The following is an 11,064-nucleotide window of genomic DNA, read 5'->3' as shown; positions in this document are numbered from 1 at the left end:
ACTAAGTATGCATGTACATCACAAAACTGTACATTTTTATGTAATCATCTTTGTTCATTATTAAATTAGCATTTATATCGATAGTGAGAAAATCGGGACAGATGAAGATGTGAACAAAGCTGTTGTGTCCCGATAGTGGGGGAATCGGGACAAATGAAGGAGTGAGCAAAGCGAATGTGTCCCGATAGTGGGAGAATCGGGACAGAGAGAGGTGTGAGCAAAGCGGTTATGTCTCGATAGTGAGAAAATCGGGACAGATGAAGGTGTGAGCAAAGCGAATGTGTCCCGATAGTGGGGGAATCGGGACAAATGAAGGAGTGAGCAAAGCGAATGTGTCCCGATAGTGAGAGAATCGAGACAAATGAAGGAGTGAGCAAAGCGGTTATGTCTCGATAGTGAGAAAATCGGGACAGATGAAGATGTGAGCAAAGCTGTTGTTTCCCGATAGTGGGGGAACGGGACAAATGAAGGTATGAGCAAAGCTGTTGTGTCCCGATAGTGAGAAAATCGGGACAGAGAAAGGTGTGAGCAAAGCAAATGTGTCCCGATAGAGAGAGAATCGAGACAAATGAAGGTATGAGCAAAGCGGTTATGTCTCGATAGTGAGAAAATCGGGACAGATGAAGGCATGAGCAAATCGTTTGTGTCCCGATAGTGTTAGAATCGGGACAGATGAAGGTATAAGCAAAGCGAATGTGTCCCGATAGTGTCTAAACACACAATCTTTTCGAAAAAGCCTATCTTAATCACTAATAGCAAATACCTACCCGTTTATAAGCGAAATCCTCTTTAAACAGTTGATCATATGTAAAATGAGCAGTATCTTCAACAGATATTTCTTTTCCGTCTAGTGGTAAAAAATCAGCGGAGTAACGATATTGTTTTGTTAATTTTCCATCAGGAAGATAAGTTGGACAGATGATTGTCCATTTTAAAGGGCTGCTTTTTAACATGTTAAATGCTGCCAAATGCTCTTCTGCGGCTCTTGTAGTTCTACGGCGTGATTCAGTTGATTGAAAACGAAAAAGCTCCGGTTGTACACGTGATTGCAAGATTCCTGCAGTGCCAATTGTGATGATTCGTGTAATGTTTTTAGCTACCATTGCTTCAATCATATTTGGAGTGGCAAGAGAAAGAGTGTGTTGACCATCCGTGTTCAATGCGCTCACAACTGCGTCACTGTCACTTATAGCTAGCTCTACATCTTTAAAGTTAGTTGCATCACCTTTTATGATCCTTAAATTAGGGGAGGTGATTATTTTTTCAGGAGATCGGATAAGAACTGTTACAGAATAACCACCTGATAAAAGAAAATTTAATATTTCCTTTCCAACACGGCCAGTTGCTCCAAATAAGGTAATCTTCTTCATATTTTCACCTCTTTCCATATATTATTACTATACCGAACTTTTTATATTTAGGAAAATATGCTACATACATTTAAAAAAGCTGACATACTAAATGTCAGCCCGATTAAAGTCTCTTTTTTGCTTGTTCCCAATAATGAATTTGGGGAAATCGTATATGAACAATATATTCATGAAATAAAGTGTATCCAACAAATCCCACTTGTTTCCAATCGATCGCATCAAACATGGATCTTCAACTCCTTTTCTTATGTTTCAGGAGAGTTAAATGTGTGAAAATCTACGTTTAAAGTATGATGTTTATATACTATATGGTGTTAATGACTTGTTTGATACATAAAAAAGAAAGAGGCCGACACGATTGTGCCGACCTCTTAGCCAATTATATGAAATTGTTATTGTTGAGTATAACCGCTCATAGATTGTTGAGCCATTGATACTAAACGCTTAGTGATTTCTCCACCTACAGAACCGTTTGCACGTGAAGTAGTTTCTCCACCAAGGTTAACACCGAATTCAGAAGCGATCTCATATTTCATTTGATCGATAGCTTGAGCTGCTCCTGGTACTACTAGTTGATTAGACGAATTGCTGTTGTTTGAACTTTGTGACATTTCTATTCATCTCCTCATAATAGTTTTATGGTTGGGTTAGTTGGAGTTGCACCAACGTATGAAGAAAGCTTGTCCTTCATAGCCTTGCTCGGCTTAACCCATTGATTTAAGTTGATGTGTTGTTTGTGTTTGTTTGTTGTTACTAAGTATTATGGATCTTTTTTTTGTTTATATACATTTTTTTTTGAGAAATTTTCAGTTGCTTTTTTGCTAAATGATTTGAACTGAAAAATTCTTGGTTGATTGTTTAGTATTATGAGCGGCTTCCTTTGAAAGTATGCAAAAAAATAAAAAGAATTTTAAAAAGTTATAAACTTTACCTGAAAGAACCTACATAAAAGCTTCTTTGTTGAGAGATTCTAGACATATGAGATTGATAAAGGGGCTGAAATGATGCATTTGTGTCCTTTATGTAATGGACTTGAGGAAAGGATCATTCAATGTCCAAATTGTAAAACAGTTATGGAAGATAAGGGGAAGGTAACAGATTATTTTGATGATTATAGCGCATATATGGATATTGATATGATGAAGATATATGACGGGCAATTAACATCCCTAGAAGATCATTTGTGTTTGCATTACTTTTATTGTTCAAGTTGTCAGCATCAAGAAACAAATATTATTCAGGAATGAAAAACGAGAGGGAACCAACGGTCCCTCTCGTTTTTCTGTTAGATATTATTTTTCGCCAGCAGGACGAATACGAATTTCTGATTCAGTATCAAAGAAGTGAGCTTTGTTCATGTCTAATGCTAAATCAAGTGATTGACCTGGCTTTACATCTGTACGAGAGTCAACACGTGCTACAAAAGATTGACCATCAATTTCAGAATAAAGCATTGTTTCAGCACCCATTAACTCAGCTACTTCGATTTTAGCTGTGATTTTAGTTCCTTGTGATGATTCGATGAAAACAGGCTCATCATGGATTTCTTCTGGACGTACACCCATTAGAATTTCTTTGTTTACATAGCCTTGCTCACGTAGGTACTTCATTTTACCTTCGGGTACAGCTACAGAAGTAGTACCGAAAGAGAATTTACCATCTGTAAGAGTTCCTTTAAAGAAGTTCATTGCAGGAGATCCGATGAATCCGCCAACGAATGCATTTTCAGGCTTGTCATAAACTTCTTTAGGTGAACCTACTTGTTGGATGATACCATCTTTTAATACAACAAGTCGAGTAGCCATTGTCATCGCTTCAGTTTGGTCATGTGTTACGTAGATTGTTGTTGTTTGTAAGCGTTGGTGTAATTTTGTGATTTCAGCACGCATTGCTACACGAAGCTTAGCATCAAGGTTTGATAATGGCTCATCCATTAAGAATACCTTTGCATCACGAACGATCGCACGACCTAAAGCAACACGCTGACGTTGACCACCAGATAAAGCTTTTGGTTTACGTTGTAGGTATTGCTCAAGACCTAAGATTTTCGCAGCTTCAGTTACACGACGCTCGATTTCATCTTTAGGTAATTTACGAAGCTTTAAGCCGAATGCCATGTTATCATATACGTTCATATGTGGATATAGAGCGTAGTTTTGGAATACCATTGCGATGTCACGGTCTTTTGGTGCAACATCATTCATACGTTTTCCATCAATGAAGAAGTCACCTTTTGAAATCTCTTCTAATCCTGCAACCATACGAAGTGTAGTAGATTTACCACAACCAGATGGACCAACGAATACGATAAACTCTTTATCTTGAATGTGAAGATTGAAATCTTCTACAGCAGTTACTTTATTATCATAAATTTTATAAATATTGTTTAATTGTAATTCAGCCATTACTAATTCCTCCCTTAATTTGAAAGCGTTTTAACTTGGTTTCATTGTAAGGGATTTCAGTTTAAGAAGTAAACGTACAAGTTGCACGAAAATAGGAAGATGATTTTGTGCAACTTGTAAACGTTATCTTATTGTTCTTGTTGAGCTAGAATAATGGCAAGAAAAATAAAGGCTGCATTTGAAAAAATGCGAATGTCCAACCCGGTTTTTTCAAGTAGTTTTTCCAAGCGATATTGCAGACTGTTACGGTGAATAAATAGCCTTTTGGCAGTTGAGGAAGCATTTAAATTTGATTGGAAAAATGCCTCAATCGTGTGGAGAAGCTCTTTATCTTCTATTATTTCTAAGAAATGATTTGATAATATTTCCTTTCTTAACATAGAAGGGGCTCTCATGATAAGGGTTGGTAAGACATCATAAAAGCTAAGAACCTTGTCTTTATTGCTGGAACGATGAATGTTTTGAAAGCAGGCATGTTCTAGCGAAAATTTCTCTTTGAGTGAGATATCGTTTTTTTGTAATTGTCCTATGTAAATAAACGGTTCGACATAAAAATCTGTTGTCAGTGTATCACTTAAGTCTTTTAATAAATCAACTTCTAAAATGTAGTTAGGCTTTTCCTCGATCATAATTCCATGTGACAGACTTAACCAGATGACAAGCTCTGTGTTCATAATTCCTTTAACGGCTTCTTCGAAATTTTGTTTGTCATCAATTGGCTGTTTAAGGAAAAAATAATAAAAGCGTAAAGAGGTATGATCATTAGGAAGCGGAGGTAGTTTTTCATGATTATCACTGAATAAAAAATCATACCATTTCCGCTGATTCAATGTGTATTGAGTTTCATCAATACTATTTGTTGATTGAAAGAGCAATGATAATAAATTTCTTTCTTCAGAACTTAATACAGATTTTAAAATTCCAAAAGGTTTTCCAAGATCTGTCTGAAACCATTCGAAATTTGTATCATGACGATTATAGTTTGTTGTTAGCGCCTCTCCATAGTGCTTCTTTAAATTTTCTAACATACAAGGGCTCCTTCTTGGTCTAGATCTGTGTTGATTTTTTTTCTGAAAAATCGATTTTATATAAATTAAATGGTAAAAGATTACACCTTTATAAACAAGTAAAAGGATTTGAAATATATCATACTGTTTTAGAGCAAATAAAAAAAGCTGCAAGTAGCAGCTTTTAATCATCAATGGTATTTGGTGGCTCTTCTTCAACAAGTTTTCTTGCTTCTTCAATATTTGTTGAATCCTCTCTCATATGAACAGATCCACCTGATAAGCCTTCATTGATCATTCGATCAATATCGAGATAGGCTTTATCTTTTCCTTCATAATTAATATCCTGTTTAACTGCTTCATCTCTATCTTTCATACAAGTACCAACCTCCTTGAACACTATTTTGTGTCCAAGAGGAAATGATCATTCATGTTTACTCATAAACGTGAAATAGCATTAATTCATGAATTTGCGTTTGTAACTTTGTTTCATCTTCTTTGAGTGGTGTGACAGATCCCCATTCAATTTGTCCATTTTTATGGTAAATCCCATCATAATGTGAACCTCTAAAATAAAATGAAATACGCCAGCCAGGTAACTTTGCTTGTTTGAACAATGGTTTGTATTGAAAATGTGTAATCAAGCTAATCGCTCCCTTCCTAACCATTATAGAAATAATACGGCGAAAATGGGAGAATTCCTTCTACCTATTTATGGTATTTTTCTAATTCAATAAATAATTGTACAAGCTCAGTGATCCGTTGTTTCTGAATCTCTTGCTCATCAAAAATCATTGGTTTTGAATTTACCTCAAAAAGAAAGGGCCAGCCTTCTGGAGTTAGACCAATGTCCAACGAAAATTCACCAACAAAGCCAAATGCTTTTGTTAAAAGTGTCCCTACTTTGTTTGCGAGCCAGTTGATTTGTTTAGTTGAGCATCGCTCCTTAACCTGTTCAAACGAAATGATTTCGCCACCATTTGGGACATGTGTTATAATCGAGCTTTTTGATGCCTTCCTTACACCGATTCCAACAGGTTTGTATTCATTGTCTCGATATAAACAAATAACGCGTAAATCATACTTACAGTCTTCGATCTTATCCGTTATAATTTCTTCTTGAAGAAGGTATTTTTCTCTATTTAAATGACTGTTAACCCATGTCCTAAAGTTTTCTTCATTGTAGTAAATAGTGGTTGTATTTGATTGGATCGTGTAATGAGCTTCTTTTCGTGAAAGCTTATAAATGCCAGATCCTTTGTGACCATTTTTGGGTTTAGCATAAAGAGAGTAATGAGAATGAAGAAGGTCGGATATATGTACTATATCAGTAAGTAGCCATGTTTTTGGTAAATAAGATTGCATTTCACTATCCTGAGACAGAGCGGAGTACGTTTCCCATTTGTTAAAAAAGCCATAGTTGAAAAATGGTTTTCTTTGCTGTTCATATAATGCTTTTAGCGCTACAACCTCTTTTGAAATTTCTTCACTTCGAGACGAAATTTTATTATAAATGATATCAGGAAAAGGGAAAGAAATCTTTCCCCATTTCTTCCATTCAAAAAAATAAACATAGCCATTAACACCATTTTCTTCAACACCATCTGTTGTAAAAACAAAGGATAACCCGCCGAATTTAGAAAGTTCACTTTGGATATTTTTGAAAACTGTAGCATTACCACGAAAAATATGGTTTTTGCCACCTTTGCTTGCTAGAATTCCTACAAGAGGGACATAATCAGTTTTCTTCATGAACTAATTCCTCTGGATGAAATATTGCTTTTTTCGATAAATAAACACCATATTGAAGGGATGCTTTTCTTGTTGTAAGGTCCGCATCCTTCAGCTCAGGATGTGAAAAGATAGATCTTCCTGGCTTTGAATTAGCTTCAAACATCCATACTCGACCGTCTTGATCTACCCCAAAATCAAAACCTATTTCTCCGATAAAGCCTTTAATATGCTGATCAATTTTTTTACTTAGTGTAATAGCTGCCTCGGTTAAGTTATGGAATGTTTTCATTCTCTCCTGAGGGTCATCATAAATTTCTTCAAGTGTTTTAACAACTCCACCATTATTTAAATGGGTGGTTACACTGCCACGACCAGCAACCTTTGCAGCTAGTGCGGTAACCTTCCAGCTTCCGTACTCATCTTTATTTGTATGAATTCGAAAATCAATTGCTTTACCATCAAATCGAATAAGCTTAATTCCCTGTTGTGCAAGATAACTTGATAGAAGTCTGTCTTTAAAAGAAGCTTTTAAGAAGCTTTCAAGAGATGGATATCTTCTAAGTCTATTAATTTCCTTATCATCTCGGTAACGTGAATAATATGTATTCTCTTCACGTGAATACATGAGCTGAAACACTCCTAATCCTAAGCTCCCATTTGCAGGCTTTAAATAAATGCTTTTATACGATGAAAGCATTTCCTCCATCTGACTTATAGAAGGGTTGTGAATGGTTTCAGGTAAGTAATGTGCAACCTCAGTATCTTGGATAAGAAGCTGATGCATGGACCATTTATTAAAAAAACCTGGATTGTACCATGGAATTGTATATTCTTCTGTTAACCGTTTTTTAACAAGTTTAAGTGCTTGGTGGTTTTCAATTCTTCTATTTGGTAGTCGGTCATAAACAGCATTAGGAAAAGGAAAGGTCCCTCTTTTCCAACCGTTTTTTCCATATGTGTAACCTTCAATTGTGCCTTCTTCCCAGTTAATATGATGAGCGCCAAACACAAAGGAATAGATGCCAAGTGACTGATCAATGGATAAAAACTTAGCAAAGAAAAGAGAGCGCTCACCAATTGGGCGTAATGAGGACTCTGTAAAGCCTGCCGTAAAGATGCCAACCAACGGACCTAGGTGTAATGTATAGTCATGAATGATAAGGTGAGTCTTTCCTAAGGCAGGAAGCAGCAGTTGTTCTGATAATTCTCTCGGTATTACAATGTTATCTATGAGTGTTTCATCATACAAAACATCACATGGTAGGGTAATCGTACCGAAAGAAACGAATCCAATCTTACCGAAATGTTGAGCAGTTATAGGTAAAGAAATGGTTAATTGCTCTGTATCTCTTATTTGAATGGAATAGATTTTATTCATTGACTTCAGCTCCTTTGTTATCTCTTTGCTTCATTAAATAATGACAATATGCTAATGGAGATTCATAAAGAACATCTTTTAAATGTGGCTTTGTTTCAACAAAGGTTTTTCGACCCGGTTTTGAATTAATATCAAGTATCCATGTGGATCCATCCTGTGCAAAACCTATATCGATTCCTACTTCAAACAATCTATTAAACTTCATATCAAGCAACTTTGGCAAATGGGTAATGATTGTAGAAAGCTCATCTTCAAGTAAAAACTTTTGCTTCATTGTTAAAGACTTTGACCATTCTTCATATGTGATCGGAGCTCCACCACTGTTTAAGTTTGATAAAAACGATCCATGATACCCTTTACGTACCCCTTTTTCTACTAGAATCCACTCTCCATTTCGATCCTTTTGAAGAAGTAAGCGAATATCGAACGGATAACCTTCCTGATCTGTAAGGGAAAGAAAGGGTTGAAGCAGATAGCTTTGCTGCTTTATAAGCCTTTCACACCAATCTGAAAATAGCTGTAATGACTGAAATGATTTTGTTTTTTTATCGTGACCTTTATGATAAGTGATGTTTATATCATTTGAAGTTTGCCTAACAGCAATGATTCCGTTTCCTCTAGATCCAGATATAGGTTTTAACATGCAACTAGAATTAGTTCTAATATGTTTTATAATTTGTGCAGATGTTGTTAGTTTTTCGGTTTCAGGTAGGTAGGAATTGATGGGCTCACTATCCATTAAGTTTGAATAAATTTGCCATTTATCAGGCAATCCAAACCCTAAAAATGTTGTTGAAGGGTTTTTCTTTAACCAGTCAACAATTGGCTTGCTTTTTTTTGATGCTTGTTGATTGTTATAAAAGCAGCGGTCATAAATAAAAGTAGGAATTGAAAAGGAAGCTATCTTCCATGTTTGGGTTATTGAATCATATTTTTCACCGTTAATGGTTAAAGTAGAAGGATCAATGGAGGTAGGTTCAAAACGAACGCACTCGATATTAAATGAAGCACTTCGTTTGGCAATTTCTGTTGCATATCCATTTTCATGATTTAGATGTACAGCTAAAAAACCTAATGTAACTTTGTGCATGTTAAGTCACTTCCTTTTCGTTTCCTTTCATTGTGAAGCAGTTAGATTTATTTTTGATCATATAAAAACTGACAATAGTTTATAACTGATTTAGCAGATGGACGAACTTTGCCTTTTTTGGGATCATCCTCTGATTTAGAGGGCTTTGTATTCACTTCGATGATCCAAGGGTGGCCATCATCGTCAAGTGCTAAATCAATGCCGAACTCTCCGAATTCTCCACCTGCTTGAATACATACAACATCAACAATTTCTAAAGAAAGCTCTGATAATAGTTTCTTTAAATGAAGACCTTCTTTTTCTCCAAATAATTCATTAAGCAAGCTTTTTATTTTAAAGATTTCTCCGCCTCTTGCTAAATTAGCAACAAATTGTTGATCTCCTGACACTCTGGCAACAGCTGAAGAAACCTTCCAATGATGCAGGTCTTTCTTATGACATAAAAACCGAAAATCTAATGTTCGATTTTGATATTGTTTTAATTTGATCGTTTCTTGCAGGAGAAAACCTTCTTTTTTTAAGCGAGGGTAAAGAGCGGTGAATAATTGATCAAAGCTATCATATTCTTTTTTGATCTCACCGGAAAAAGTAGTAAAATCAAGAGAGTAGGAGCTGTCTTCATGTTCTATTACTCTAAAAATTCTTTTCCCCTGGCTTCCGTTAATTGGTTTAATGAAAAGATCCTTTTTCTCGTTAAGCATATCTTCTAAATTAGATTTAGACTCTAAGAGCATGCTTTCAGGTAAATAAGGAATAAGATGTTCACTTGCAGATAGAATTTGATGAATTTCCCATTTATTTAGAAAACGATCATTAAAATATGGTATTTTATTTTCAATAAAGTCAGTTGTGATATCTAAGAAATTTTTTGATTTTTCCAGTTTTCTAGAATGAATACGGTTATGAACAACATCAGGGTATGGCAATGTAGCTTTTACCCACTGATTGTCATGTAAATAGTAGCCACTCATTTTTTCCTTATTGTAAGTTGAAAACGAAAACACATAGAAAAAGCAGCCATTTTTTTCGGAAAACAAGGCAAGTTCTTTGCAAAAATCATGAATGGAGCCAAAATGAACACCCTGATCCTTTTTCTTTATCTCTGTTATCAGGCCAATTACCGGCCCTAGCTTTAGTTGATTACGGTTTTTAAGTTCTCCTTGAAGAAATAAGGTTTTGTCAGGTAGATTGAGCGTTTCATACGTTTCCTTTGAAACGGACAAACTAAAGTTCTCCTCATCTATAAATACGATTGGACAGGACACAGTATGCATTCCGCAACTAATTTTCAGGGAATGAACGAATTTAGGGAGACCTAAATGAACACGGAGTCCTTCACTCATTTCACATATATTTGGTCTAAAAGTTGATGGTAACTGTTTTATTTCAATCATACTTTGCATCATAGAAACCCCTTATTTGCTCGCCTAACAGACAAGCTCTATAATGTTCTTAGGCAGATGTTGATATAACATCGTATGTTTTTGAAAAAAAAAGGTGATGTTGTGGAAGGTAGATGGTAATGAAAGATGTAATTATGGCAGTGATAATGATTGTAATTGGTGCAGCCATTGGGGGAGTTACGAACTCATTGGCAATTAAAATGCTCTTTCGTCCTTATAAACCTCTCTATTTTTTAGGAAAAAGAGTTCCTTTTACACCGGGACTGATTCCGAAGCGAAGAGAGGAGCTTGCTGAACAGTTAGGAAAAATGGTTGTTCAGCATTTGTTAACAGCAGAAGGGATGAAACGCAAATTTTTACAATCACAATTTAGAGACCAGGTTATTACTTGGGGAGAAGCACAGATTAGAAAGCTTGTGATTTCTGAAAAAACTCCATCACAACTTATGAATTCATTAAATATTCATGAGCCTGAGAAAGTAGTAAATGATACCTTAAGAAATTTCCTTCATAGAAAATTCGAACAAGTGGTAAAGGAAAATTCGCAAAAGCCGTTAAATGAGGTTCTTTCTAAAAATGTTTTAGATGATGTTTATGTTGCTATTCCAAAGGTGACTCAATTTATTGTTGATAAAGGCATTTCATATTTTGAAAGCAAGGAAGGTAAGCAAAAGCTT

The 11,064-nt window shown here is 35.5% G+C and carries 13 protein-coding genes; 2 read left to right on the top strand and 11 right to left on the bottom strand.

Annotated elements, in window-relative coordinates; translation table 11 throughout:
• Nucleotides 1-749: 749 nt before the first annotated feature.
• From ACEWK1_RS25955 to ACEWK1_RS25945, 3 genes are all read right to left on the bottom strand, one after another.
• Nucleotides 750-1,370, bottom strand: a complete 621-nt coding sequence (locus ACEWK1_RS25955) for an NAD(P)-dependent oxidoreductase (RefSeq protein ID WP_212136056.1) — start codon at nucleotides 1,368-1,370, stop codon at nucleotides 750-752.
• 103 nt (nucleotides 1,371-1,473) lie between these two features.
• On the bottom strand, nucleotides 1,474-1,596 hold the full coding sequence (locus ACEWK1_RS25950; protein WP_269671113.1) for a hypothetical protein: 123 nt from the start codon (nucleotides 1,594-1,596) through the stop codon (nucleotides 1,474-1,476).
• A 166-nt stretch (nucleotides 1,597-1,762) separates the two neighbouring features.
• Nucleotides 1,763-1,981, bottom strand: coding sequence for an alpha/beta-type small acid-soluble spore protein (locus tag ACEWK1_RS25945; RefSeq protein WP_121664600.1), 219 nt, complete (start codon nucleotides 1,979-1,981; stop codon nucleotides 1,763-1,765).
• A 393-nt stretch (nucleotides 1,982-2,374) separates the two neighbouring features.
• Between ACEWK1_RS25945 and ACEWK1_RS25940 the strand changes: the two genes are divergently transcribed.
• The gene (locus ACEWK1_RS25940; RefSeq protein ID WP_212136580.1) at nucleotides 2,375-2,617 is read left to right on the top strand and encodes a hypothetical protein; all 243 of its coding nucleotides are present in this window, start codon (nucleotides 2,375-2,377) and stop codon (nucleotides 2,615-2,617) included.
• Between the two features lie 45 nt (nucleotides 2,618-2,662).
• On the opposite strand, the gene ACEWK1_RS25935 is transcribed toward ACEWK1_RS25940, so the two are convergent.
• The 8 genes from ACEWK1_RS25935 to ACEWK1_RS25900 all read right to left on the bottom strand — a co-directional run bounded on the left by ACEWK1_RS25935 (nucleotide 2,663) and on the right by ACEWK1_RS25900 (nucleotide 10,387).
• Nucleotides 2,663-3,775: an ABC transporter ATP-binding protein gene (locus tag ACEWK1_RS25935; protein WP_121664602.1), complete on the bottom strand. Its 1,113-nt coding sequence runs from the start codon at nucleotides 3,773-3,775 to the stop codon at nucleotides 2,663-2,665.
• Between the two features lie 128 nt (nucleotides 3,776-3,903).
• Nucleotides 3,904-4,803, bottom strand: coding sequence for a PucR family transcriptional regulator (locus ACEWK1_RS25930; RefSeq protein ID WP_212136057.1), 900 nt, complete (start codon nucleotides 4,801-4,803; stop codon nucleotides 3,904-3,906).
• A gap of 163 nt (nucleotides 4,804-4,966) precedes the next feature.
• Nucleotides 4,967-5,158, bottom strand: coding sequence for a hypothetical protein (locus ACEWK1_RS25925; RefSeq protein WP_098795267.1), 192 nt, complete (start codon nucleotides 5,156-5,158; stop codon nucleotides 4,967-4,969).
• A gap of 58 nt (nucleotides 5,159-5,216) precedes the next feature.
• A complete protein-coding gene (locus ACEWK1_RS25920) occupies nucleotides 5,217-5,426 on the bottom strand; it encodes a YheE family protein (protein ID WP_121664604.1) in 210 nt (69 codons plus the stop codon).
• A 64-nt stretch (nucleotides 5,427-5,490) separates the two neighbouring features.
• Nucleotides 5,491-6,534 carry a YheC/YheD family protein gene (locus ACEWK1_RS25915; RefSeq protein ID WP_212136058.1) on the bottom strand — a complete coding sequence of 348 codons (1,044 nt, stop codon included), beginning with the start codon at nucleotides 6,532-6,534 and terminating at the stop codon, nucleotides 5,491-5,493.
• On the bottom strand, nucleotides 6,521-7,894 hold the full coding sequence (locus tag ACEWK1_RS25910) for a YheC/YheD family protein (protein WP_212136059.1): 1,374 nt from the start codon (nucleotides 7,892-7,894) through the stop codon (nucleotides 6,521-6,523). The genes ACEWK1_RS25915 and ACEWK1_RS25910 overlap by 14 nt, the downstream gene beginning before the upstream one ends.
• Nucleotides 7,887-8,984 carry a YheC/YheD family protein gene (locus tag ACEWK1_RS25905; protein ID WP_212136060.1) on the bottom strand — a complete coding sequence of 366 codons (1,098 nt, stop codon included), beginning with the start codon at nucleotides 8,982-8,984 and terminating at the stop codon, nucleotides 7,887-7,889. The genes ACEWK1_RS25910 and ACEWK1_RS25905 overlap by 8 nt, the downstream gene beginning before the upstream one ends.
• 47 nt (nucleotides 8,985-9,031) lie before the next feature.
• Nucleotides 9,032-10,387 (bottom strand): YheC/YheD family protein, encoded by a 1,356-nt coding sequence (locus tag ACEWK1_RS25900; protein ID WP_162987548.1) that lies wholly within the window; start codon nucleotides 10,385-10,387, stop codon nucleotides 9,032-9,034.
• 119 nt (nucleotides 10,388-10,506) lie between these two features.
• Between ACEWK1_RS25900 and ACEWK1_RS25895 the strand changes: the two genes are divergently transcribed.
• On the top strand, nucleotides 10,507-11,064 hold a 558-nt coding region (locus ACEWK1_RS25895; protein ID WP_416636787.1), incomplete at its 3' end, for a DUF445 domain-containing protein.

The organism is Metabacillus sp. YM-086 (assembly GCF_048059995.1).
In the GTDB taxonomy this organism is placed as follows: domain Bacteria; phylum Bacillota; class Bacilli; order Bacillales; family Bacillaceae; genus Metabacillus; species Metabacillus litoralis_B.
Note: the sequence above shows the minus strand (reverse complement) of the source record. Positions and strands in the feature narration are given on the sequence as shown.

What these genes read in the sequence shown, in the direction of transcription:
- ACEWK1_RS25955 (WP_212136056.1), bottom strand. Translation starts at nt 1,370, where the DNA reads ATGAAGAAGATTACCTTATTTGGAGCAACTGGCCGTGTTGGAAAGGAA.
- ACEWK1_RS25950 (WP_269671113.1), bottom strand. Translation starts at nt 1,596, where the DNA reads ATGTTTGATGCGATCGATTGGAAACAAGTGGGATTTGTTGGATACACT.
- ACEWK1_RS25945 (WP_121664600.1), bottom strand. Translation starts at nt 1,981, where the DNA reads ATGTCACAAAGTTCAAACAACAGCAATTCGTCTAATCAACTAGTAGTA.
- ACEWK1_RS25940 (WP_212136580.1), top strand. Translation starts at nt 2,375, where the DNA reads ATGCATTTGTGTCCTTTATGTAATGGACTTGAGGAAAGGATCATTCAA.
- ACEWK1_RS25935 (WP_121664602.1), bottom strand. Translation starts at nt 3,775, where the DNA reads ATGGCTGAATTACAATTAAACAATATTTATAAAATTTATGATAATAAA.
- ACEWK1_RS25930 (WP_212136057.1), bottom strand. Translation starts at nt 4,803, where the DNA reads ATGTTAGAAAATTTAAAGAAGCACTATGGAGAGGCGCTAACAACAAAC.
- ACEWK1_RS25925 (WP_098795267.1), bottom strand. Translation starts at nt 5,158, where the DNA reads ATGAAAGATAGAGATGAAGCAGTTAAACAGGATATTAATTATGAAGGA.
- ACEWK1_RS25915 (WP_212136058.1), bottom strand. Translation starts at nt 6,534, where the DNA reads ATGAAGAAAACTGATTATGTCCCTCTTGTAGGAATTCTAGCAAGCAAA.
- ACEWK1_RS25910 (WP_212136059.1), bottom strand. Translation starts at nt 7,894, where the DNA reads ATGAATAAAATCTATTCCATTCAAATAAGAGATACAGAGCAATTAACC.
- ACEWK1_RS25905 (WP_212136060.1), bottom strand. Translation starts at nt 8,984, where the DNA reads ATGCACAAAGTTACATTAGGTTTTTTAGCTGTACATCTAAATCATGAA.
- ACEWK1_RS25900 (WP_162987548.1), bottom strand. Translation starts at nt 10,387, where the DNA reads ATGCAAAGTATGATTGAAATAAAACAGTTACCATCAACTTTTAGACCA.